This window comes from Nocardia sp. NPDC003693 (assembly GCF_053981095.1).
In genome coordinates, this window is record NZ_JBSFNO010000011.1 from 20,805 (window position 1) to 44,409 (window position 23,605).

Here is a 23,605-nt window from a genome sequence, read left to right on the forward strand (position 1 = left end):
GTCAGACCTCCACATGCCTGAGCAGAGCGCGCATGTCCGCCGCGTCCATCCCCGCGCCGACTGCCGGCTCTTCCTGGAGATCAGCGAGCTGTTGCACACCTGGATCGTCGAGGATTCGCCCCATGAACTCCAGCTTCGTCTTGAGTCTGTCCGCGACGATGACATCGACTGTCTTGCTGGAGGCGAGAATTGTCACCCGCGTCTCCGTATCGGGGGCGAGACCGAGCCGGTGAATTCGATCCAAGCTCTGCAGGAACCGTCCCGCCATGAAGTCTCGATCGACATAGACGGCATCGTGACAAACCTGATGCAAGCTGATGCCTTCACCGAGCGTTGCCGGATTGGACAGCAGGACATGGCAATCGGGATCTTCCCGGAACCGGCGCAGCTGCTCCTCCCGGTCGGTCGTGCCGCCGAAGATCACCGCGGGACCGTACGACTCGAGCAGGCTCTCCAGCGTCGTCAAGCTGCGTACGAAGGTCGCCCAAACCAGGGTCTTCCGTCCAGCGGCGGCGTTTGAGGAAACGATCTTCGCGGTCTCCTGATACTTCGGGGAGAGCTCGTACTGCGGAAGCCTCCGCAGCAACTCGTACAGCGAATCGCCAGGTGCTGGCTGGAGCGGTGGAACCTGATACTCCAGCGGCTCGTATCGGCTCGCACCCTCCAGCAGCAGTGCGGGACTGGTGGCCGCCATCAGCAGCCGCAGCATTGCCTTCCCCAGCGCCTCCAGACTCGCACGCGAACCTTCCGCACGGGCGCTGAAAGTACCTTTCAGCGCCTCGTATATTTCGGCATGAATCGGTGGCATGTCGAGGTAGCGGATCTTGGGCTCGAACGGGGGCAACCCGAGCTCATGCTTTGTGGTCCGGGTGAACAGGGGACGCAGCACCGAACTGGCGTGCGCCAGGTCACCCCCACCGACAGCCTCGGTGACCACCCGCTTACCGTGCCCCGGCCATACGAACGACAGCAGGTTCTCCAGGTCTCTGGCACTGTTCGGTGCAGGGGTACCGGTGAGGATCAGCCGCCTGTCCGCGAGCGGCCCGAGCGCGAGACAGGCAGAGCCATACGTACCGCTCGCGCCGAGCTTCATCCGGTGCGCTTCATCCAGCACGATCATCGATGGTCCCGAACGCAACCAGGTGGCCAGCGCTCCCAGCGACCGATCCAGCCGTTCATAGTTCACCATGCGCACTTCGGCGAGCGGATCATCGGAACGACCGGGCACGGCAATGCGCAACGGTTCCTTGAAACAGTGAGAACTCTCGAACTCCCACGATTCGAACGCCGACTTCGGACCGACAACCAAGAGCCGCTTGGCTTCTCCGCGCTCACGCATCGCGGAGTACAGGGCGAGGGCGACTCGAGTCTTGCCTGCGCCCGGCACACTGAAGTTGGCACCGTGACGCAGGGCCATCAGCCGGGAGATATCGCGTTGCTGGAACGCTGTAAGGTCCGCGGTCCAAGTCGTGCCCAACAGGCCCATGACATCTGCCGGATCGACGGCACCGGAAACACTTTCGGCAGGTCCGGCCTCGAGGTTGCGCTCGACTGTTTCGGAGTCGTCGAGAACACCACCAACGAGGGTCACCAGGTCGTCGTCCCACTCGACTCCCGAATGAGTCCAGGTAGCCAGCTCGCTCAGGTTGACCAGGAAATCATCCAAATCCACTTCGGCGGATAGTGAGTTCCGCTGCCCACCCGTGCTCATCCGGGCGGTCAGTTGGGCAAAGTCACGCTGAAAGGCCGGCGTGGTCCGCAATTCGACTCGTGTGCGTGTCACATCGAAACTTAGCCGGAGCGAGGGCGTATCCGGACCGGCGCTCATGGTTGCCGGGGCTTCGTGTCCGCCGCGGCGATCAACCAGTTCAAGCCGTCTCCAGGCAGCTCGATGCTGCGTTGCGCCTCGACCACCAGTTTGCCCAAGACCTCGCGCAGCTGGCAGAGTGCATCATCGAACGCTCCTTCGTCGAGACTGGAACTTCCACGGGACATCACCAGGTCGGTGATCGATTGTTCGAGATCCTTACAGGCGTCGGTAATCCGGTCCGGGGCAGCCAATCGTTTCTTCCGCAACCGGGAGTCCCGGCCGGCCGTCTCGAGCGCCTCGTTGAAAGCTCCCTGGATAGAGCTGAAAACTCCCGCGGCAGCAACCTGTTCGACAGGTGCGACGGCATCGCCGGCTGCCCGAATAGCTGCCGCTTTCAGCACCACGTCTGTAAGTCCGCGTGCTGCAGCAACACTCGCCGGAGGAGCCTTGACACTGCGGTTCAAACCGGGAATCGCAACGACCGCGGGGGCTGCAACCCCGGGCACTTTGAACTCTTCCGGTATGATCTTGTCCAAGTATCGAGCGTGGAAATCGGCCTCTATGAAGCGCAGGTCGGTCTTGGGCAGCTCGAGGACAATAGCGGCCAAACGTGCCTCCTTCAGCAAATCAGCCCTCTCCCTGCTCTTATCCAGTTCCTTGCCGTAGGCTCGATACAGCTCTTCGAGCCGCCCCTGCGCTCCTTCCAGGTCCATAAGCCGCAAGGCCGGCCCCGCAGTAGTCACACTGCGCTCGGTGAGTTCCCGCAACTGTGCAAGCACCCACAGGTCACGCTCGACCGACTTGGTGGTGGTGCGAAACCCCTTGGCAATTACCGATAGTTCGCGACTGAGCGCATCACGCTGCTCCTCGATCGCAAGCAGCCGATTGATATATGAATAGTCGCGCCGCTTGTCCTGTCGCAGCTGCAGGGAGAGCTCGACATCGTTGATATCTTCCCAGGTGCAGGAAGGTGGCAGCACTCCCACACGGATGTGCGTGACGATATTGAGCTCACGCAGCGCCGCGCATCGCGTGTTGCCGTTCACGAGGATTCCCTCGCACGTGATCAACCCCGGCTCGTTCTGCTTGAACTCCGCCAGACTGGCTTTCAGGTCGTCGAATGCCTTGTCGCGGTGTTCGGGTTCCGCGGGTCTGACGGTCAGCAGGTGATGGAGGTAATCCTGGCTCTCCGGCCGCCACGGATCCTGCTCGAGCAGTACATCCCGTTGAGGGTCGAGACTCCGTTGCGCACGAATACGATGCGTCCCGGGGTTGTAATACAATGCGGTCAGCGGCATGTCGATAACCTCGATATGGACGGGCGAACCGCGCCACTCCACTGTCAGAGTCTCTGCGACCCCGGCTTTTTCGCGCCCCTCCTGCAACCGCTCTCCAACTAGAGCCCTGGTGGTGGCCGCGTTCGGAGGAAGACCGAAGTCCGTGAACATGTCTGGATTCTCCTCGAGGGAAGGATTTGAGGGCAGGATGCGCATGCGGGTGCAGGATGCCCAGGGCGGAGCATGGATCCAAGTTAGCCCAGCGCCGCTCGAACGCGATCCCGGGAGTCGGCCGGCAGCGTCCGATAGGCCGCCCAAAGGTCTTCTGCCTCGCTGAAGCTGCGCGCATCCCGCTCGATCCACTCGGCAAGCATCTTCCGCTCGTATACCGGAAGCCGGTCGATGCGTGCCAGCACCGCACCGAGATCGGCGGTCAGATCGCGGCCACCGATGCGGCAGCGATTGCACTCGATGACCAACTGCACCCTGACATCACCGTCGGCAGAGCGCACCGATCGGCGCGCGATATCGAGCTGAGACGAAATATACGTACCGGGGTATTGCTCGCCTGGGCCGATCCCGCAAGAGCGGCACTTGTGCCCGTCCCGCATCATCAGCGCGTGCCGCTCAGCTGCGGTGACGGTGGCCTGCCGCGACGACCTGCCGGGCTCCCACACCGCGACCCCCTGGCTGACGAACCGGTGCTCATGTGATCCGAGCGCAGGGTCTTCGCGATTGGTGTCGATCCGCCATTCGAAATCGCGCAGATCACGCATCCGCCGATCGATCTGCTGCGTCTCCGGGAAAGCTTCCCGGAGCTGGGTCTTGGTAAACAGCCCGCCGGCCCCGATCTCCTGCACCAGCCAGAGTGCGACGCGCTTCATCGCGCCCAGGTTCGGGTCACCCCAGGAGGGCATGGTCATCCGTTTCCACCTTTCGTATACATCGCGCCCGGCAGCGCGCCGCCGGGGTCACCGAGCCCGGGAGCGCTTCTCGGCAACTACCGATCCCACTGAACACCAGAAAGGGCGCAAAGCATAGAACTTCGTGTCCCATTTTTCGCTAGAGAATTCAGGACAGGTGACACTCGGTGCCAAATATGCACATTCGTTAGCGAGTCTTTCATTTCGAATCTCTCATCGCGTGTCCCATTTTAAATCCGGGACATACAGGATTGCCGTGCTGTAGATTCTCTCGACACCCATGGCGTATAACAGAGTGGTTAAATTGCTAGATCTGAAAAGAGAGGGCGCACATTGCCGACGCGAGGTGAGTTCGGGAACCTGAGCTCCGATCTGTCGCTTGACCAGCGAGAATTCGCCGAAGCGATACGCGGCCTGATCCGGCGGATCGGCCGGTCATATCGCGCCATCGATGATGGATTGCGACGCAGGTCAGGAGGTGAAAAACACCTAACCAGGTCCGTTTTGTCCGATTTGGCAAACGGCAGGCGCGTTCGCCTCCCGAAAGAGGCGCCACTCCGGGCCCTCTATGAGTTCGCGCGGGAATTCGAGACCAAGAGATCGGCATTCCCTATCGTCAGCTGGGAGGAGCTCAACCGGCTTCGGAAGTGCACTACAGCCGCGGCTCGGACGCCGACCACATGCTCCTCATGCGGTGAATCATGCGCGTCGTGCCGCCCCGGCACCGGCACGGAGGTGACCGCGACACCGACAGGGCCGGCGGAGATTCCGGGCGGCCCTGCACCGTCCGTGGTGCCGGTCCCCCACACCGTGGGGGACCGGCACCACGACGCAGACACCGTGACATGGCTACCGGCCAGAGATTTGGCCGATTATCTCGACGTCGGCGACCTCGCACGGGTCAATAGCATCAGTCGTCACATGGGCATGGAAGGAAAGCCGCCCGAACTGGCAGATGCCGTTGCGTCGTGCCGCAGCCTGGAGCTCCACAGTATCGCCGACGCGATCCTCAGCCATGCAGGAAAGCGCGGCGGTGCGGAAGTGCTCGAGATCCTCCACGTCCTCAGCAGCCGGGGGATGCGAAAAGACTCCGATGCCCTGCTGAAACACGCCCTGGCCGGTGGCGGCAGCCCGCTCGCCGCCCCGGCGCCCTGACACACGATTCGCATCACAGCCCCCAACTCCATCCAGGGCCGTCCCGATTCCGGCAGCCCTGCGCGAACGCCGATCGCACACGATCTTCAACCGCACTGGCGCTCCCTCGACCACCGTGGACGCGCCATCCAACAGGATTGGAAGCCCATCATGACCAGCACTCCGGAACCCCTGCCCGCCGCCGCCGCGGGACCCGCGCCCAAACCGATCATCATCAAGGTACTGCTCGTCGTAATCTGCACCCTGGTCAGCATGCTGGCCGCGTTCATCGGCGCGGCATTGGTCAGGCACACCGGAAGTTCTTGGGCGGCCACCTTTTACGCCGGCGGGGGCGTGTTCGCCGGGGCTCTCACCCTGACATTGTTCTTGCTGAACACACTGTGGCATGACTGACCTCACCTCCGTCTCCGTGGCACGGTTCTCCGCGAGCGGTCATCTCCATTGCTCGTATCGCATGATCAACCAAGAGATTTGAGGTATCCCTGAGTCAAACGCGGGCAAACCGGGCGTGATGCCCACAGCCGCACCCAGCCCCAGTAACTGGCACATGACGCGCCTCTGAATTGCCGCCGCACATCGTTCCTAGCGTGTCATGGGAGTCGGGTGATCTTCCGGCGATCTATCCAATATGATCGCTCACATGTTCGGTTCCGCCACCCAAGACTCTGACGACAGCGGTCACAGCGCTGTCCAGGCTCTCGTGTTCCCAGAGGCGAACCACCCGCCAGCCGGCTGCGGTCAGGGCCGCATTCGCCGCACGGTCACGCTCCATCGTGCGGCGAAGCTTTGGGGCCCAATACCATTCGTTCGTCGTCGGCTGTCGCCCATGCACCGGGCAGACATGCCAGAAACAGCCGTCGACGAAAATTGCGACCTTCCGGGCCGTGAAAACGATGTCAGGGCGAACCTTCGCCGCCCCGAGGTCGAGCCGGAGGTCTTTGCGGTAGCGATAGCCCAGCCGGTGCAGTTCGCGACGCAGCGCCATCTCCGGCTTTGTGTCCGATCTGCGATTGGCTCGCATGTTGCGGGAGCGTCCCGGATTGAGGGGCGCCGGGTAGAGCCCGCGTTCGTGGGCTCGCTTTCGGGCGTCTTCGGATCGACCGTCGGTCATGCCTGTCCCAGTTCGGAGCAAATGAATACCATCCGGAAAGATACCCCCGCCTACTACGACATGACCTCGCCCCCGCAGTGAAAGGCATCAGCATGACCGACGTTCGAGTCATCGAAGCCCACGCCGGCACCGGCGCACAGGCACTCGGCATCCCTGGCGGGCAAGAATGACCCGCGACGCGGAACCCGAAGATCCTGCGGCACAGGGCCGGACCAGGTATACCTCGATAGAAATCTGCGCTGGCGCGGGCGGACAGGCCGTCGGCCTGCATCAGGCAGACTTCGGGCACTTGGCCCTGGTCGAGATCGACACGCACGCGGTCGAGACGCTCGACCTCAACATCCGGCGTGACCCGGAGTGGGAGTGGGAGCACGAAAACTGCGACGTGCTGTCGATGGATGTCAACGAGTTCGACCCATTCAAACACTTGCAAAAGGGCGGAAAGGACCTACAGCCGAGGGAACTCGATCTCCTGGCCGGCGGCGTTCCGTGCCCACCCTTCTCGCATGCGGGCAAGCAATTGGGCAAAGAGGACGAACGAGACCTCTTTCCTCGGATGCTCGAGCTGGTCGGGCTCCTCGAGCCGCGGGCAGTGATGATCGAGAACGTCAGGGGCATCAAGGACCCGAAGTTCGCGCTCTACCGAGAGTGGATCACGGTGAAGCTGGAGGGTGGGCAGTACCTCAGCGACGATGGTGAATACGTCGAGGAACCGGGCCTCGGATACAAGGTATGCGAGTGGGAAGTCCTGGAGGCCAGCGACTTCGGGGTACCACAACTGCGCCCGCGGGCCATCCTGGTGGCGTTCCGGAACGATGTGATCGCGGACCTGAAATACGAGTGGCCCACCGCTACCCACGAAGACCCTGTCAGCGTTGCCGACAGCCTCGAAGCAACGATGCGTGAGCGCTTCGCGCCCTACCTCAAGGGCGCGGACAAGAAGCGGGCAGCGGAGTCGTTCAACCGATGGCTGACCACCGCCCGTCATCGCGACAGCGAGCTCAAAGGCAAAGGCGGAGGTATCGCGCCCACACTGGTCGGCGGTTCGAAGAAGCACGGCGGTGCCGATCTCGGACCCAGCCGGGCGAAAGCAGCGTGGAAACTGCTCGGAATCTCGGGCATGGGTGTCGCCAACGACATCGACACCTGCACGGCGAAACAGACCGAGGAGCGGGATCTGTTCGGCCCCGACGGTCCGATGCTGACCGTTCAGCAGGCGGCCATCATTCAAGGGTTTCCGTCGGAATGGAAGTTCTCTGGTGGAAAGACAGCGCAATACCGGCAAGTCGGAAATGCATTCCCGCCGCCGGTCGCGGCGGCAGTCGGGCGCTCCATCATGGAGGTCCTGAAGGCCGCGGATGAGCGCGATTCGGGCCACGCCTAGCGCGGAACCGGCGCAGGCCCGCGGACGACGGCGGTCGATGTCGTTCCGCGGGCATACAGGGTCAGGGAAGCGATGCGGCGGAGCTTCCATCGGCCGTCGCAGCCGAGAAGCACTAGATATACGGACTCGGACTTGGCGCGCACGGGATTTCGGCCACCGACCCCGGGGTGAAGGTGTTCAGCATCAGCGCCGCCACCGTCGGATCCACCGACACGCTGTTGTGGCCCGCGAAGTTCACCGGGCAGACGTCCTGCAACACGATGTTCGTCGCGTTCGGGGCCTCGCGCACGCCGCTGGTGTACGGCACGACCTCGGTGTCGGCGCGGGTCACCAGGTTCGTGTACTGCACGCCGGGGGCGTAAACGCCTGCGGCCTGCAGATTCTTGATGAAGTCCGAGACCGGGAGCATGTCCACGCAGCCCTGGCAGATCGGGCGCAGGGCGTCGAAGACGGCCTGGTCGACGCCCAGGCCGGCCGCCGCGTTCACCACCGGGTCCGCGACGTGGGTGCCCGCCCAGATCGGAACGAGGTTGAAGGACTTGGACACCACCTGATCGCCGCCGTTGAACAGCAGGTAGTGCGCGCCCACCAGGGTGCCCTCGGACCAGGTCAGCAGGTTGACTTTCGAGGCGCCGGTCGAGGCCAGGACGCGGTCGACGAAGTCGCGTAACTCGTTGCTGGACTGCGGGATCGGCTCCATACCGCCCATGCCCGCGATCGCGCCGCCCTGGCTCGGATAGATGCCGTAGGTGACCGAGTAGACGCAGTAGCCGTTGTTGTGCAGCAGCGGGGCCATGGCGGGCCAGCCCGCGCCGTTGCCCAGGACGCCATGCACCAGGACCACCGGTTCGGGGTGGGCGGCGTCGGGGACACAGGACCAGTCGTTGGCCCCCGGCGGGTCGAACGGGGCCTTCGCGGTGTTCGCGTCGATGAACCATTGCGCGACGGAGTAATTGACCGGGAGTTGCTCGGGCTCGGCGGCCGCGGTGCCCGAGGCCAGGAACAGGCCCGTCACCGCCGCCAGGGAAAGGGTTATGCGACTACAGATTCGATGCAACTCGATGCCTCCGCTGGTCGACACGGACAGTGGGTAGCCAGAAGATCGCTCGGCGTACCTTATCGGTCGAAAACCAGCGGAACGGGGACGAAACGCCGATCAGATACCGGCGCCGAGCGCCCGCATGCAGCGCACGACGAGCGCGGCGGGGTCGACCGGATCGGACGGGGAGGCGACCGCCCATTCCTCGAGCGCGATGCGAATCGCGCCCGCGGCCGCGGCGGCGAGCAGGCGCAGGCGGACCGGATCCGCGCCCGGACCGGCCAATTCGGCCAGGACCGTACGCAATTCGCGTTCGCCGTCGAGATTGATGCGATGCCACACGTCCCGTAGCGCGGGGTCGTTCTCCATGGCGCGCAGCAGTCCCCGGGTGAGCTCGAAGTCCTCGCCGTCGGCGATGCTCAGCGCGCGCACCGCGGCGGCCTCGAGTTCGCCGAGGGTCGGCAGCCGGCGCGGGCCGGCGGCGATCGTCTCGAACCAGCGCTGCGCGCCGGTGGTGAGCATCGGCTCGACGGCGTCCTGTTTGGTGCGCGCGTAGCGGTAGAAGGTGCGCAGGCCCACCCCCGACGCCGCGGCGATCTGCTCCGCGGTGACCTCGGCGGTGCCATGTTCGGCGAACAGGCGCGCGGCGGTGCGCGCGATGTCCAGGCGCGTCTCGGCGCGACGACGTTCGGCCAGCGAGGGACGGCCGGGCTCCGAGGCGGGCATGCGGATCCTTTGCTCGGTGAGTGGTCGAGCTCATCCTAGTCTTCGGATGCCAGCATGGCACGACGTGCCACTCAGGCGTAGCGTGTCAATCAGTGGGGCGGGGCGAGACAGACAGAGGAGAAGTTCGCAATGGAGCGTTTCACCGATCGCCGAGTACTGATCACCGGCGCGGGTTCGGGCATCGGCCGGGCCACCGTGCACCGGGTCCTGTCCGAGGGCGGGCAGGTCGTCGCGGCCGACATCAACGAAGCCGGGCTCGCCGAGACCGCGAAGCAGGCCGCCGACCAGGGACACGCCGATCGACTGCGGACCGTCGCGATCGACATCGGCGACGAGGAGTCGGTGCGAGCGGGCGTGGCCACCGCCGTCGAGACGCTCGGCGGCATCGACGCGCTGATCAACGCCGCGGGCATCCTGCGCTCGGCACACACCCACGAGATGTCCCTCGATGACTTCAACAAGATCATCACCGTGAATCTCACCGGCACCTTCCTCATGATTCGCGAGGCGCTGCCCGCGCTGCTCGCCTCGGACAAGGGCGTGATCGTCAACTTCACCTCCACCTCCGCGTTCTTCGCGCACCCGTACATGAGCGCCTACGCCGCGTCCAAGGGCGGCATCATGTCCATGACGCACGCGCTGGCCGCCGAATACAGCAAGCAGGGACTGCGCGTGGTCGCCGTCGCGCCCGGTTCGATCTCCAGCGACATGACCGACGGCCGCGGGCCCGGCCTGCCCGCGGACGCCGACCTGAGCCTGTTCATGAAGCTCGCGCCCGGCATCGGCCAGGGCTTCGCCTCCCCGGACACCGTGGCCGGCGTGGTCGCCATGCTCGCCTCGGACGACGGCGCGTTCATCACCGGCACCGAGATCCGCATCGACGGCGGCACGCACTACTGATCGCTTCGAATGTCCGAATTGTCCAGTGGGGTTGGCGCGCCGTGAAATTCAGGGAAACCCCCGGAGAAGACTCATCCCGAAGGTGTACACCAGCCCTGAACTATCTGTGAATCTCCTTCGGACTGTTCTGCCCGCCGGTTCGATGAGGCACAGTGTGTGTCCATGAGCACTACGAAATTTGTTTCCGCACAAAAGATTATTGCTCGGATAGCCATCGTGGGCGCGGTCGCTGCGGTACCCCTCGCCGCAGCGGCAGCGCCGGCCCTGGCCGATGTTCCGCTCGATACCCAGGTCACCGAGGTGTCCCGGCCGCACGGGCCCGACCGCAACGATCGCAACCCCTGGCCCGGCTGGAACGCCGACAATCCGTGGGCCAACAACGGCAATCACCATCACCACGGCCGCTGGCACGACGACGGCGATCGCAAGCCGGGCTGGCGTGACGACAACAACTGGCGGCAGTTCGTGCCGCGCGGAGCGTTCGGCAGCAGCTGAACCTACGAGGAAGGCCCGGCGCCTGTTGGGGGCGCCGGGCCTTTTCGTTGCCGCTGATCGTGTGGCCGATCAGGCCGTGACGGCCGCGGCGACACCGTCGAGGATCAATTCCAGTCCGAAGTGGAAGTCCTCGCTCATCGAATCCCCGGAATCGGGCGGGCCGGAATCGGCTTCAGCCGGAATCGAATCGAACAGTCCGGATCCGAAAAGCGCCGCGACATCGGGAAACCGATCGGCGTCGATGAGCCCGGTCAGATCCCGGCTGTAGTTCCGCAGCGCCTGCGACTCGTCCACCGCGGCGGCGGTCCAACTGTCCCGGAGTTGGCGGTCCAATTCGGAAGCCTGGCGGACATACCCGCCGAGCACGGTGATCACGCCGATCTTCGCGCCCCAACCCAGGCCGGCCGGGCGCAGCGCGCGCAGACCCGCGTCCATCCAGGCGATGGCGTGCGGGCCGCGCGGCGGGCCGGTGATGGGCCACTGCGCGAGCCACGGGTGGGCGCGGAACACCGCGCACTGCGCCAGCGCCCACGCGCGTGTGTCGGTTCGCCACTCCCCCTGAGCCACGAGCGAATCCGGCACCGGGCCGAAGGCGGCATCACCCATCAGTGCCACGAGTTCGTCCTTGGACCCGACGTGCCGGTACAGCGACATCGGCGTGACGCTCAGCGCCGCCGCTATTTTCGGGAGCGTCGCCCCGGCGGGCCCGTCCCGGTCGGCCAGCGCGACGGCCGTCGCGACGATCCTGTCCGCGTCCAGTTCCGCGCGCCGGCCCAGCCGGGAGCCGGTGTTCAGCCGCCACAGCCGCGCCAGGTCATCGGGTATCCCACGGTCCGCCAACGACGCCTCCGATCACAGACTTTGCGACCGCGCACTTTAGCATAGACCTTATAGTATAAGTCTTATACTATCGCTGACATGGCTACTTCTCCTGATCTCCGCTGCTTGACCGGGGCCGCCGCCCTGCTCGGCGCCGGACTCACCTTCGTCCAGCTCCCCCTCTACTTCGTCTACGCCGGACCCCCGCCCGACTGGAACATCCTGACCCGCGCCCTGTTCGGCCTCGCGGGCATGATGGCCCTGCTGGTGTTCTTCACCGGCCTCGGACAGCTCGTCAAACACGCACGACCCGAACTGGATTGGCTCGGCGCGATCATCACCAACGCCGGATTGCTCTGGCTCGCCATGGTTCTCGTGTCCACCGGCCTCGAGGTCGGCGCGACGATCCAGGCCCCCGACCCCATCGACCCGACCATCACCGTCAGCGGCACCTACATCCTCTACGGCACCATCTCCCGCTTCCTGGAAGCGCTGATGTTCGCCGCCACCGCGTACGCCATCCACCGCACCGCCCTGCTCCCCCGCTGGGCCGCCCGCACCGCCTACCTCCTGGCGGCGGTCAACCTCGCCTTCACGCCGTCGCTGTTCTTCGGGAACACCCCCGCGAACTTCTACGCCGCCAACGGCTGGGGCACCACCGCCACGATGGGCGCGCTGACCATGACATGGCTCGTCGCCACGGGCGTCGCGCTGGTCCGCGGACGGTCCGGGGTCGAACCCGGCACTCCGGAGCGGGCGGTCGCGCACTGAGATGAGCCGCGCGGCAACGCACTCCCCGCCCCGGACACGCGAAAGGCCCGGCACTCACCAGGAGTGCCGGGCCTTTCAGCGATCAGAAAACCTTACGCGGTTTCGGTGATCGGGCGGTCGACCCAGCTCATCAGGCCGCGCAGCTTCGCGCCGGTGACCTCGATCGGGTGCTCGGCGTTGGCCTTGCGCAGGCCCTCGAGCTCGGTGTTGCCGTTCTCGACGTTGGCGACCAGGCGCTTGACGAAGGTGCCGTCCTGGATGTCGGTCAGGATCGCCTTCATGCGCTCCTTGGTGCCGGCGTCGATGACGCGCGGGCCCGACAGGTAGCCGCCGAACTCGGCGGTGTCGGACACCGAGTAGTTCATGCGGGCGATGCCGCCCTCGTACATGAGGTCGACGATCAGCTTGAGCTCGTGCAGGACCTCGAAGTACGCCATCTCGGGCGCGTAGCCGGCCTCGACCATGACCTCGAAGCCGGTCTTGACGAGCTCCTCGGTGCCACCGCAGAGCACGGCCTGCTCACCGAACAGGTCGGTCTCGGTCTCTTCCTTGAAGGTGGTCTTGATGACGCCGGCGCGCGCGCCGCCGATGGCCTTCGCGTAGGACAGCGCCAGGGCCTGGCCCTCGCCCTTCGGGTCCTGATCGACGGCGATCAGGGCCGGAACGCCCTTGCCGTCGACGTACTGACGACGCACCAGGTGGCCGGGGCCCTTCGGGGCGACCATCGCGACGGTGACGTTGGCCGGAGCCTTGATCAGACCAAAGTGGATGTTCAGGCCGTGGCCGAAGAACAGCGCGTCGCCGTCCTTCAGGTTGGGCTCGATGTCGTTGGTGAAGATCGACGCCTGCGCGGTGTCGGGCGCGAGGACCATGATCACGTCGGCCCAGGCGGCAACCTCGGCGGGGGTGCCGACGGTCAGACCGGCCTCTTCGGCCTTCGGACGGGACTTGGAGCCCTCGGTCAGGCCGACGCGGACCTCGACGCCGGAATCGCGCAGGCTCAGCGAGTGCGCGTGGCCCTGGCTGCCGTAGCCGATCACGGCGACCTTGCGGCCCTGGATGATCGACAGGTCGGCGTCGTCGTCGTAGAACATCTCGACTGCCACTTTGGGTTCTCCTTCTTGGATTCTGTGTCTGAGCTATGTGTATCCCGGCACAGCTTGCCGGGATGACGATCGATTGGCCGCCGGGGCGGCCGGTTACTAGCGAGTTGCGGTGATGGACTTGGGTCCGCGACCCACCGCGACGACTCCGGACTGCACGATCTCACGGATGCCGTACGGCTCCATCATGCGCAGCAGTGCGTCGAGCTTGGAACGGGTACCGGTCGCCTCGATGGTGAGCGCGTCGGGCGAGACATCGATCACCTTGGCGCGGAACAGGTTCACGGCCTCGATGACCTGGGTGCGCACACTGGCGTCCGCGCGCACCTTCACCAGGATCAGTTCGCGGGCAACCGAACTCTCGTTGTCCTGCTCGACGATCTTGATGACGTTGACCAGCTTGTTGAGCTGCTTGGTCACCTGCTCGAGCGGCAGATCCTCGACCGTGACGACGATGGTCATGCGCGAGATCTCGGGGATCTCGGTACCGCCCACGGCGAGCGACTCGATATTGAAGCCGCGGCGGGAGAACAGCGACGCGACGCGCGCGAGCACGCCGGGCTTGTCCTCCACCAGCACGGAGAGGGTGTGGGTCGTGCTCATTCCTCGGTCCCCTTCTGGGCGGCCTTCTCGTGGGCGGTGAGCGTGGCCTTCTCGTGCGACATGGCCTCGTGGATCACCGCGGGCTCGTCGATCGCCTCGTCGTCGTCGAACAGCGGGCGGATGCCGCGCGCGGCCATGATCTCGTCGTTGGAGGTGCCGGCGGCGACCATCGGCCACACCTGCGCGTCCTTGCCGACGATGAAATCGATCACCACGGGCCGGTCGTTGATCGACTGCGCCTCGCGGATCGCGGCCTCGACATCCTCTTCCTTCTCCACGCGAATGCCGTGGCAGCCCAGGGCTTCCGCGAGCTTCACGAAGTCCGGGATGCGCAGGGTGTGCGTGCCCAGATCGGTGTTGGAGTACCGCTGCTCGTAGAACAGGGTCTGCCACTGGCGGACCATGCCCAGGTTGCCGTTGTTGATCAGCGCGACCTTGATCGGCACGCCCTCGACGGCACAGGTGGCCAGTTCCTGATTGGTCATCTGGAAGCAGCCGTCGCCGTCGATGGCCCAGACCTCGCGGTCCGGCATGCCCATCTTGGCGCCCATGGCGGCCGGGACCGAGTAGCCCATGGTGCCCAGGCCACCGGAGTTCAGCCAGGTGCGCGGCTTCTCGTACTTGATGAACTGGGCGGCCCACATCTGGTGCTGGCCCACGCCCGCGCAGTAGATCGCGTCGGGACCGGCGAGCCGGCCCAGGGTCTCGATCACGTACTCGGGCGAGAGCGAACCGTCGGACGGGGTCTTCCAGCCCAGCGGGTACTGATCGCGCACGCCGGACAGGTAGGTCCACCACTCGGTGAGGTTCAGCAGCGGCGCGTCACCGGCGGCCGGATCGGACTTGAGGGTCTCGATCAGCTCGGCGATGACCTCGCGGCAGTCGCCCACGATCGGGACGTCCGCGTGCCGGTTCTTGCCGATCTCGGCCGGGTCGATGTCGGCGTGGATGACCTTGGCGTGCGGCGCGAAGGAATTCAGCTGACCGGTGACGCGGTCGTCGAAACGCGCGCCGAGGGTGATCAGCAGGTCCGACTTCTGCAGGGCCGCGACGGCGCCGACGGTGCCGTGCATGCCGGGCATGCCCATGTTCAGGGTGTGCGTGTCGGGGAACGAGCCGCGGGCCATGAGGGTGGTCACGACCGGGATGCCGGTCAGTTCCGCCAGCTCGAGCAGCTCCGCGTGCGCGTCGGCCTTGATGACGCCGCCGCCGACGTAGAGCACGGGCGCCTTGGCTTCCATGATCATGCGGGCGGCCTCGCGCACCTGCTTGCCGTGCGGCTTGGTGACCGGACGGTAGCCGGGCAGGCGCATCTCCGGCGGCCAGCTGAAGGTCGTCTGGGCCTGCAGCACGTCCTTGGGGATGTCGACCAGGACCGCGCCCGGGCGGCCGGAAGCGGCCAGGTAGAACGCCTCGGCGAGCATGCGCGGGATGTCGATCGGGTCGGTCACCAGGAAGTTGTGCTTGGTACACGCCATGGTGATGCCGGAGATGTCGGCTTCCTGGAACGCGTCGGTGCCGATGAGGCTGCGGCCGACCTGACCGGTGATCGCCACCAGCGGGACCGAGTCCATCTGCGCGTCGGCGATCGGGGTCACCAGGTTGGTCGCGCCCGGACCGGACGTGGCCATACACACACCGACCTTGCCGGTGGCCTGGGCGTAGCCGGTGGCCGCGTGGCCGCCGCCCTGCTCGTGGCGAACCAGCACGTGGCGGACCTTGACCGAGTCGAACAGCGGGTCGTAGACCGGAAGAATCGCACCGCCCGGAATACCGAATACCGTGTCGACGCCGAGCTCCTCGAGGGAGCGGACAACAGACTGCGCGCCGGTGACCCGCTCGGGCGGGACCTGGCGACGATTCGGGGTGGCCGGAGCCGGGGCCGCGGGGGCCGCGGGCGCGGGCCGTCGGGCCGAGGGCCCGGGTCGGGCGGTAGGTGCGCTCACCGTCTGTTCCTTACTGCTCTGTCGTTCGGAGTTCATGGGCTTGCCTGAACACAAAAAAGCCCTCGACAGCCATGGCTGTTCGAGGGTGGCGCGTCGCAGCTGCGAGCTGACGTAATAGACCTATAGTCGTCGGCTCAGCGCTGGACGCGCCGGCCGATTACGAGCAACTCGAATCGATTCACGCGCACGACGGTATGTGTGCATGAGCCGCTGAGTCAAACATCTGACCATGTGTGTCTCATTATGTGAGACAGAGCGGTTGTTCGGGTTCGTTCAACACAATGCGAGGATGGGGGTGTGTCATCACCGCATCAGTCCGTGCCACCGGCTCGATCGTCCCACACGCCCGACTCAGGATCGGACACGGGTCGCGTGATCCGGCTCCCGAGACTCGCGCATCTCGGGGTCTTCCTCCTGCTGTTCTCCGTGGCTTTCCCGTTCTTCGGGGCGCCGAAGGTGCTGTGGGTGTTGTTCGCCATACCGATCGCGCTGGCGGTGTGGATCGAACGATCCCGGACGAAGGTCTCCGAATCGGGCATCGACACCCGGAGCATGTTCTCGAGCCGGCACATCGACTGGGCGGACGTGCGCGGGCTGCGCATCCCCAAACGTGGCTGGCTGCAACTGCATCTGGCCGACGACTCGGACGCGAGCCTGCCGGGCGTGAGCTACGACCGGCTCTCGGCGCTGGTCGAGGCGTCCAACGGGCGCATCCCGGATCCGTTCGTGGAACCGCTGGACGCGGACGCGGCGGAGGATGCCGAAGACATCGAGGCGGTGGCGGACGAGGACGCCACGCCGGGCGAGCAGACCCCGAAAGCCGAGGGCGGCAACGGCGTCGAGGGCGACAAGAACGCCTAGCCATCCGCACCCGCCGCGCGCCGGGGGTGCGAGGTTTCGGCCGCTGACGGGGATTACCGGGCGCGGGAGTAACGTTGTGCACCCCGCCGACCTATGCGGCGCAGTCGCCGAACAGCCCCCTGCGACGAGAAATCCGAGGACCCGAAACTCATGCCACCGCTTCGCTCACGAACCACCACCGTCGGACGCAACGCCGCGGGCGCTCGCTCGCTATGGCGCGCGACGGGCCTGACCGACTCCGACTTCGGTAAGCCGATCGTCGCCATCGCGAACTCGTACACCCAGTTCGTCCCCGGCCACGTGCATCTGAAGGACGTCGGCGAGATCGTGGCCGAGGCGGTCCGGGCGGCGGGCGGCGTACCGCGCGAGTTCCACACCATCGCGGTCGACGACGGCATCGCGATGGGTCACGGCGGCATGCTGTACTCGCTGCCCTCGCGCGAGATCATCGCCGACTCGGTCGAGTACATGGCCAACGCGCACACCGCCGACGCCCTGGTCTGCATCTCCAACTGCGACAAGATCACTCCCGGCATGCTGAACGCCGCGATGCGGCTGAACATCCCGGCCGTGTTCGTCTCGGGCGGTCCGATGGAGGCCGGCAAGGCCGTCGTGGTGGACGGTGTGGCGCACGCCCCGACCGACCTCATCACCGCCATCTCCGCCAGCGCCTCGCAGGCCGTGTCCGAGGAGGGCCTGAGCGAGGTCGAGCGCAGCGCGTGCCCGACCTGTGGCTCGTGCTCGGGCATGTTCACCGCCAACTCCATGAACTGCCTCACCGAGGCCCTGGGCCTGGCGCTGCCGGGCAACGGCTCCACCCTCGCCACGCACTCCGCGCGCCGGGCGCTGTTCGAGCGGGCCGGCCGGGTCATCGTGGAGGCGGCCAATCGCTGGTACCGCGACGACGACGCCTCGGTGCTGCCGCGAAACATCGCCAACGTCAAGGCTTTCCGCAACGCGATGGCCCTGGACGTGGCGATGGGCGGCTCCACCAACACGGTGCTGCACACCCTGGCCGCGGCGCAGGAGGGCGAGATCGCCTTCGATCTGTCCGACATCGACGCGATCTCGCGCCGGGTGCCGTGCCTGTCCAAGGTCTCGCCCAACTCCGATTACCACATGGAGGATGTGCACCGCGCCGGCGGAATCCCGGCCCTGCTCGGCGAATTGCGCCGCGGCGGCCTGCTCGAGACCGACGTCAGCACCGTGCACACCGCCTCGTTCGACGAGTGGCTGGACGAGTGGGATATCCGCTCCGGCAAGGCTTCCGACGAGGCCATCGAGCTCTTCCACGCCGCGCCGGGCGGCGTGCGCACCACCGAGCCGTTCTCCACCGACAACCGCTGGTCCTCGCTGGACACCGACGCGGTCGGCGGCTGCATCCGCGATATCGCCAACGCCTACACGGTCGAGGGCGGGCTGTGCGTGCTGCGCGGCAACATCGCGCTCGACGGCGCGATCCTCAAGACCGCGGGCATCGACGAGGAACTGTTCACCTTCGAGGGTCCGGCCGTGGTGGTCGAATCCCAGGAGGAGGCCGTTTCGCTGATCCTGGGCAAGAAGATTCAGCCCGGCGACGTGGTCGTGGTCCGCTACGAGGGCCCCAAGGGCGGTCCGGGTATGCAGGAGATGCTGCACCCCACCTCGTTCCTCAAGGGCATGGGTCTGGGCAAGGTCTGCGCGCTCATCACCGACGGCCGGTTCTCCGGCGGCACCTCGGGTCTGTCGATCGGGCACATGTCGCCCGAGGCGGCGGGCGGCGGCGCGATCGGCCTGATCGAGAACGGCGACCGCATCCGGATCGACGTGCACACCCGCGCGCTGGAACTGCTGGTCGACGACGCCGTGCTGGCCGAGCGCCGCGCGAAGATGGAAGCCTCCGAGCGTCCGTGGCAGCCGGTGAACCGGGAGCGCCCGGTGACCACCGCCCTGCGCGCCTACGCCGCGCTCGCCACCTCCGCCGACAAGGGCGCCGTGCGGCACGTGCCGTAGAAAGAGCTGAGATGACAATCGAATACGTCGGCAAGGCCGACACGATGCTGGCCGAGTACTCGGCCATGTTGGAGCGCTCCGATCTGCGCAACACCCGCGCGCGCGAGTTGCTCGCCGAGGCGGAGGAACTCGCCGCCGAGGCGCGCGAGCTCGACAACGCCGAGCTGTTCGCCGCCCCCGCCGACGCGGCGCGGATCAATCAGCATCGCGCGATGCTGAACGCGGAGATCGACTCGAAGTCGGGTGAGGTGCTGCGGTTGCACCAGGAGACGTTCCAGGAATGGGAGCGGTTCAACGCCACTCAGTGGTGAGGAGGTTTCGCGGGGGCAAGCCCTGACCCCCATGGGATGAGAGAAGGTACGCGGGGGCTTCCCCGCGTACCCCCTCGGGACCTGGCACCCGACGAAGCGGGAGTAGGACGCTCGCGGGATTTTCCCACGAACCCTGTGAACCCTCGCTCGAGCGCGATACCCGCGCCGACAATCAGCCACGCGGAGCCGTCGCAGGACATGAAACGGCCCGGGGATCCGGCAGATCCCCGGGCCGTTTCGATGTTTCGGGTCAGTTGAAGGGGCCGATGCCGGTCAGTGGATTGCCGCCGTGGAGGTAGATGTAGGTCGCGACCGCGGCGGCGATCGCGGCCACCAGGGCCGCCAGGGAACCGAGGAAGGGGCGGGTCGCCCAGCCGCGGTTGCGGTCGAGGGAGAGGCGGCCGGGTCCGGTCAGGATCAGGGCGGCGGCCGCGCCGGCCAGGATCGAGTCGATCTCCACGCCGGACTGGGTGCCCGCGTTGTACTGGAAGCCGGGGATCATGCCCTGTTTCCACATCCAGGCGTCGAGGATCACCGCCAGCACCGCGCCGGCGGCCAGGGGGGTGGCCAGGCCCAGCACGATCAGGATGCCGCCGCCGAGCTCGCCGACCATCAGCAGGCTCGCGGCGATGTCCGGGTGCTTCCAGCCGCCGCTCTCCATCATGTCGCGGGTGCCTTCGAGGCCGGGGCCGTTGAACCAGCCGGTCAGCTTCTGCAGGCCGTGGTAGATGAAGGTGCCGCCGATCATCAAGCGCAGCAGCAGGAGTCCGAGGTCGAGGGTACCGCGCCGATCGTCGCCGCGCCGGCGCAGCCTGCCGTTCGACTCGCCCGGTCCGGGCGGGGCGGGCGGGATGCTGGCGAACGCGTAGGTGGGAGCGGTGGCATCGGGCGTCGCGGTGGCGTCGCCCGCGCCCGACACGCCCGAACCGGCGGTGCTCTCCTCCTTGACCGCGGAGTAGATCGGCACCTCCGGATCCAGGCCCAGATCCTCGTCGGTGCGCGGGAGGTCCTTGGCGGGCTGGTCCTTGGTGAAGGCGGGTAGCGAACCGGAGGTGGTGAACTGCTCGGTCGGCGAATCGTAGGGACTGCTGACCGGTGCACCTACCGGCCGAGGTGCGGCCGCGGGCGTTTCGCCGCCCGGCGCACCGGTGGACGGCTCGTTAGGCTTCTCTGTCACGCGGGTCAGAGTATGCGTCCGAAGCGCTCCGCACACGACAGTCGCGGGCGTGTCCACCGTCCAGTTCGTCGGGCCTGCGAAGAATGGCCCACCCCCGTCCGCGCATCCGCGCCGGGTTTTCCGTAACGTCTGGAGCATGAGTTTGGTTGCTGGCGGCCGTGTCGGGGTGGGCGCGCGGAAAGTCGCGCTCGTCGTGACCCTCGGTGCCGTACTGCTGTCCGGCTGCGCCCGCTTCGACGATAGCGCCTCGAGCCCCTTCACGACCGAGCCCGCCTGGCAGGACGCGGATCTGGGCACCAAGGATCCCAAGGCGCCCTCCTCCTCGGCCAAGCGCCCCGATCTGCCGTGTGTGGATCCCGATCCGGCCGTGGTGGTTTCGTGCCTGGACACCACCGGCGGGCTGGTGTCGCTGCCCGACGGGGTGAGCGCGCTGGTGGGTGAGCGGCTCACCGGCCGCATCCTCAAGGTGGTCGCCACCGACGAGGGTGAGCCGCCCGCGCCGGTCGAGGTCGCCAAGGTGCCGGTGGATCCGGCCGGCGACGGCGGTCTGACCTCCCTGACCCTGTCCCCCAGCTTCGGCGAGGACGGGCTCATCTACGCCTACACCACCACCGGCAGCGACAACCGCGTGGTGCGTGTGTCGCTCGAGGGCGGTGAGGCCAAGCCGATTCTCACCGGAATCCCCAAGGGCGCCACCGGCAATCGCGGCTCGATCGACTTCCATTCCGGCGACAGGATGCTGGTGCTGACCGGTGACACCGGCAATCCCGGCGCCGCCGCCGACAACGGCTCGCTGGCCGGAAAGCTGTTGAGCGTCACCGGCCCCGCGCCCGGCGCGTCGGCGCAGGTCATGCTCGCCGGCATCGGGACCGCCGGTGGCGTGTGCTCCGATCACGCCGATTCGATCTGGGTCACCGACCGCACCGCCACCGAGGACCGGCTGCAGCGCGTGGCCGGGGACGGCACCGCGTCGGTGGCGTGGAGCTGGCCCGATCGGCCCGGCGTGGCCGGGTGCGCGGCGGCCTCGGACGGGGTGGCGATCTCCCTCACCAATCAGAATGCCCTGGCGATCGCGCAGGCCGACAAGGAAACGCACGCGGTGACCGCGGCCCCCTCGCTGTACGCCCAGGACAAGTACGGCCGACTGGACGGCGCGGCCATGGGCGGCGACGGGACGATCTGGGTCTCGACCGTGAACAAGACCGACGGGCAGCCGAACCAGTACGACGATCGCGTCGTGCGGATCCCGCCGCCGTCGTCGGGCAGCGGGAGCGGGCCGGACTAACCGGCACCCGGACATCCTGTGGCGCACAGCGATCGCTGTGCGCCACAGTTCTTTGCGGCCACAGGCCGACCGGACACCGCCCACCCGGTGCACAACTCGCCGGGAACACGACGCACCGCAGACACCGCGCGGCAAGGTACGTCACAGGTCTCGGTACAGCTCGCCGGCGGCGACTCGGGGTTCGCCGAGGTCGACATCGTTCGGGCGGTGACCGATATCCGCAAACGCCTGCGGCGCACGACCGGATGGGTCGTGCGCCGCAGGCGAATTCGTGAGACCGCTCGAGCGGACGCGGGATCCGGGCTACGACACGCCGCAGGCGGCCAGGACCAGTTCGCGCACGCGGGCCGCGTCGGCCTGGCCGCGAGTGGCCTTCATGACGTCGCCCACGACCTTGCCCGCCGCGGCGACCTTGCCGGACTTGATCTTCTCGGCGATGTCGGGGTTGGCGGCCAGGGCCTTCTGGACCTCGGCCTCGAGGGCCGAGTCGTCGCTGACCATGCCCAGGCCCTTGGCCTCGATGATCGCGGCGGGCTCGCCCTCGCCGGCCAGGACGAAGTCGACGACCTGCTTGGCGGTCTTGTTGTTGATGGTCTTGGCCTCGACCAGCGCGGCCACCTCGGCGACCTGCTTCGGGGTGATGGGCAGCTCGTCGAGCGCGACCTCGAGCCCCTTGGCCTTCTCGGTGAGGTAGGCGACCCACCACGAGCGGGCGGCGTCCACCGAGGCCCCGGCGTCCACCGTCGCGATGATCAGATCGAGCGCGTCGGCGTTGACCAGGTCGCGGAACACCTCGTCGGACAGGCCCCAGTCGGCCTGGATCCGCGCGCGGCGCAGCCACGGGTACTCGGGGATCGTGCCGCGCAGCTCCTCGACCCAGGCCGCGTCCGGCGCGACCGGCTCGAGGTCCGGCTCGGGGAAGTAGCGGTAGTCCTCGGCGGATTCCTTGGGCCGCCCGGCCGAGGTGGAGCCGTCGCCCTCGTGGAAGTGCCTGGTCTCCATGGTGATCGTGCCGCCCGCGGCGAGCACGGCGGCCTGGCGGCGCATCTCGTAGCGCACCGCGACCTCGACGCTCTTGAGCGAGTTCACGTTCTTGGTCTCGGTGCGGGTGCCGAATTCCTTGGCGCCCACCGGCATCAGCGAGACGTTGGCGTCGCAGCGCAGCGAGCCCTGCTCCATCTTGACGTCGGAGACGTTCAGCGACTTGAGGACCTCGCGCAGCGCGGTCACGTACGCGCGGGCCACCTCGGGTGCGCGTTCGCCCGCGCCCTCGATGGTCTTGGTGACGATCTCGATGAGCGGCACCCCGGCGCGGTTGTAGTCCAGCAGCGAGTGCGAGGCGCCGTGGATGCGCCCGGTCGCGCCGCCCATGTGGGTGGACTTGCCGGTGTCCTCCTCCATGTGCGCGCGCTCGATCTCGACGCGGAAGATCTCGCCGTCGTCGAGCACCACGTCGAGGTAGCCGTCGGTCGCGATGGGCTCGTCGTACTGGCTGATCTGGTAGTTCTTTGGCTGGTCCGGGTAGAAGTAGTTCTTGCGGGCGAACCGGCCCCACGGGGTGATGGAGCAGTTCAGCGCCAGGCCGATGCGAATCGCGGATTCGACCGCCTTCTCGTTCACCACCGGCAGCGACCCGGGCAGGCCCAGGCAGACCGGGCACACCTGGGTGTTGGGCGCGGCGCCGAACTCGGTCGGGCAGCCGCAGAACATCTTGGTCGCGGTGCCCAGTTCGACGTGGACCTCCATGCCCAGCACCGGCTCGTAGCGGGTGATGACGTCGGCGTAATCCATCAACTCGACCGTGGCTGCACTCATGAGGACCATCCTATGAGTCGCGTGCCGTACGAACCGCCACGGCCCCGACGATGGCCGGGTCAGGAGCGGACCGCAGGGATCCCGGCACGTCACGGGGTATGA

The 23,605-nt window shown here is 66.8% G+C and carries 22 protein-coding genes; 10 read left to right on the plus strand and 12 right to left on the minus strand.

The window, feature by feature from the left end; all coding sequences use genetic code 11:
• Position 1 precedes the first annotated feature (1 nt).
• The 3 genes from ACWDOP_RS14625 to ACWDOP_RS14635 form a co-directional block, all read right to left on the minus strand.
• Entirely contained in the window at positions 2-1,672 is a 1,671-nt protein-coding gene (locus tag ACWDOP_RS14625) for a DEAD/DEAH box helicase (RefSeq protein ID WP_456345473.1), read from the minus strand.
• 152 nt (positions 1,673-1,824) lie between these two features.
• Positions 1,825-3,303 carry a transcriptional regulator gene (locus ACWDOP_RS14630; RefSeq protein ID WP_456345474.1) on the minus strand — a complete coding sequence of 493 codons (1,479 nt, stop codon included), beginning with the start codon at positions 3,301-3,303 and terminating at the stop codon, positions 1,825-1,827.
• A 38-nt stretch (positions 3,304-3,341) separates the two neighbouring features.
• Positions 3,342-4,010, minus strand: a complete 669-nt coding sequence (locus ACWDOP_RS14635) for a hypothetical protein (RefSeq protein ID WP_456345475.1) — start codon at positions 4,008-4,010, stop codon at positions 3,342-3,344.
• A gap of 864 nt (positions 4,011-4,874) precedes the next feature.
• On the opposite strand from ACWDOP_RS14635, the gene ACWDOP_RS14640 reads away from it, so the two are divergent.
• Positions 4,875-5,165: a hypothetical protein gene (locus tag ACWDOP_RS14640; RefSeq protein WP_456345476.1), complete on the plus strand. Its 291-nt coding sequence runs from the start codon at positions 4,875-4,877 to the stop codon at positions 5,163-5,165.
• A gap of 150 nt (positions 5,166-5,315) precedes the next feature.
• Entirely contained in the window at positions 5,316-5,558 is a 243-nt protein-coding gene (locus ACWDOP_RS14645; RefSeq protein WP_456345477.1) for a hypothetical protein, read from the plus strand.
• A 226-nt stretch (positions 5,559-5,784) separates the two neighbouring features.
• Here the strand turns inward: ACWDOP_RS14645 and ACWDOP_RS14650 are convergent, their stop codons facing one another.
• Entirely contained in the window at positions 5,785-6,276 is a 492-nt protein-coding gene (locus ACWDOP_RS14650; RefSeq protein ID WP_456345478.1) for a very short patch repair endonuclease, read from the minus strand.
• A gap of 166 nt (positions 6,277-6,442) precedes the next feature.
• Between ACWDOP_RS14650 and ACWDOP_RS14655 the strand changes: the two genes are divergently transcribed.
• Entirely contained in the window at positions 6,443-7,660 is a 1,218-nt protein-coding gene (locus ACWDOP_RS14655) for a DNA cytosine methyltransferase (RefSeq protein WP_456345479.1), read from the plus strand.
• Positions 7,661-7,772: 112 nt separating this feature from the next.
• Here ACWDOP_RS14655 and ACWDOP_RS14660 read toward each other — a convergent pair whose 3' ends face one another.
• On the minus strand, positions 7,773-8,741 hold the full coding sequence (locus tag ACWDOP_RS14660) for a lipase family alpha/beta hydrolase (RefSeq protein WP_456345480.1): 969 nt from the start codon (positions 8,739-8,741) through the stop codon (positions 7,773-7,775).
• A gap of 75 nt (positions 8,742-8,816) precedes the next feature.
• Positions 8,817-9,425: a TetR/AcrR family transcriptional regulator gene (locus tag ACWDOP_RS14665; protein ID WP_456345481.1), complete on the minus strand. Its 609-nt coding sequence runs from the start codon at positions 9,423-9,425 to the stop codon at positions 8,817-8,819.
• 129 nt (positions 9,426-9,554) lie between these two features.
• Here ACWDOP_RS14665 and ACWDOP_RS14670 point away from each other — a divergent pair, with 129 nt between their 5' ends.
• Positions 9,555-10,325, plus strand: coding sequence for an SDR family NAD(P)-dependent oxidoreductase (locus ACWDOP_RS14670; protein ID WP_456345482.1), 771 nt, complete (start codon positions 9,555-9,557; stop codon positions 10,323-10,325).
• Positions 10,326-10,541: 216 nt separating this feature from the next.
• The gene (locus ACWDOP_RS14675; protein ID WP_454203388.1) at positions 10,542-10,820 is read left to right on the plus strand and encodes a hypothetical protein; all 279 of its coding nucleotides are present in this window, start codon (positions 10,542-10,544) and stop codon (positions 10,818-10,820) included.
• Between the two features lie 69 nt (positions 10,821-10,889).
• Here ACWDOP_RS14675 and ACWDOP_RS14680 read toward each other — a convergent pair whose 3' ends face one another.
• Positions 10,890-11,660 carry a TetR/AcrR family transcriptional regulator gene (locus tag ACWDOP_RS14680; protein ID WP_456345483.1) on the minus strand — a complete coding sequence of 257 codons (771 nt, stop codon included), beginning with the start codon at positions 11,658-11,660 and terminating at the stop codon, positions 10,890-10,892.
• 78 nt (positions 11,661-11,738) lie between these two features.
• On the opposite strand from ACWDOP_RS14680, the gene ACWDOP_RS14685 reads away from it, so the two are divergent.
• Positions 11,739-12,410: a hypothetical protein gene (locus tag ACWDOP_RS14685; RefSeq protein WP_456345484.1), complete on the plus strand. Its 672-nt coding sequence runs from the start codon at positions 11,739-11,741 to the stop codon at positions 12,408-12,410.
• A gap of 92 nt (positions 12,411-12,502) precedes the next feature.
• Here the strand turns inward: ACWDOP_RS14685 and ilvC are convergent, their stop codons facing one another.
• From ilvC to ACWDOP_RS14700, 3 genes are all read right to left on the minus strand, one after another.
• Positions 12,503-13,504, minus strand: a complete 1,002-nt coding sequence (gene ilvC / locus ACWDOP_RS14690) for a ketol-acid reductoisomerase (protein WP_454203415.1) — start codon at positions 13,502-13,504, stop codon at positions 12,503-12,505.
• A gap of 108 nt (positions 13,505-13,612) precedes the next feature.
• A complete protein-coding gene (gene ilvN / locus ACWDOP_RS14695) occupies positions 13,613-14,116 on the minus strand; it encodes an acetolactate synthase small subunit (protein WP_454203385.1) in 504 nt (167 codons plus the stop codon).
• Complete coding sequence (locus ACWDOP_RS14700) at positions 14,113-16,062, minus strand: acetolactate synthase large subunit (protein WP_456345485.1); 1,950 nt, start codon at positions 16,060-16,062, stop codon at positions 14,113-14,115. Before ACWDOP_RS14700 ends, ilvN begins: the two co-directional genes overlap by 4 nt.
• 372 nt (positions 16,063-16,434) lie before the next feature.
• On the opposite strand from ACWDOP_RS14700, the gene ACWDOP_RS14705 reads away from it, so the two are divergent.
• From ACWDOP_RS14705 to ACWDOP_RS14715, 3 genes are all read left to right on the plus strand, one after another.
• Positions 16,435-16,923 carry a PH domain-containing protein gene (locus tag ACWDOP_RS14705; protein ID WP_456345486.1) on the plus strand — a complete coding sequence of 163 codons (489 nt, stop codon included), beginning with the start codon at positions 16,435-16,437 and terminating at the stop codon, positions 16,921-16,923.
• 150 nt (positions 16,924-17,073) lie between these two features.
• Positions 17,074-18,915, plus strand: a complete 1,842-nt coding sequence (gene ilvD / locus ACWDOP_RS14710; protein WP_454203382.1) for a dihydroxy-acid dehydratase — start codon at positions 17,074-17,076, stop codon at positions 18,913-18,915.
• 11 nt (positions 18,916-18,926) lie between these two features.
• Complete coding sequence (locus ACWDOP_RS14715; RefSeq protein WP_456345487.1) at positions 18,927-19,226, plus strand: hypothetical protein; 300 nt, start codon at positions 18,927-18,929, stop codon at positions 19,224-19,226.
• A gap of 250 nt (positions 19,227-19,476) precedes the next feature.
• On the opposite strand, the gene ACWDOP_RS14720 is transcribed toward ACWDOP_RS14715, so the two are convergent.
• Positions 19,477-20,403 carry a DoxX family membrane protein gene (locus tag ACWDOP_RS14720; protein WP_454203380.1) on the minus strand — a complete coding sequence of 309 codons (927 nt, stop codon included), beginning with the start codon at positions 20,401-20,403 and terminating at the stop codon, positions 19,477-19,479.
• A gap of 136 nt (positions 20,404-20,539) precedes the next feature.
• On the opposite strand from ACWDOP_RS14720, the gene ACWDOP_RS14725 reads away from it, so the two are divergent.
• On the plus strand, positions 20,540-21,688 hold the full coding sequence (locus ACWDOP_RS14725) for a PQQ-dependent sugar dehydrogenase (RefSeq protein ID WP_456345488.1): 1,149 nt from the start codon (positions 20,540-20,542) through the stop codon (positions 21,686-21,688).
• A 303-nt stretch (positions 21,689-21,991) separates the two neighbouring features.
• Here ACWDOP_RS14725 and gatB read toward each other — a convergent pair whose 3' ends face one another.
• Positions 21,992-23,503: an Asp-tRNA(Asn)/Glu-tRNA(Gln) amidotransferase subunit GatB gene (gene gatB / locus ACWDOP_RS14730; RefSeq protein ID WP_454203378.1), complete on the minus strand. Its 1,512-nt coding sequence runs from the start codon at positions 23,501-23,503 to the stop codon at positions 21,992-21,994.
• Between the last annotated feature and the right edge of the window lie 102 nt (positions 23,504-23,605).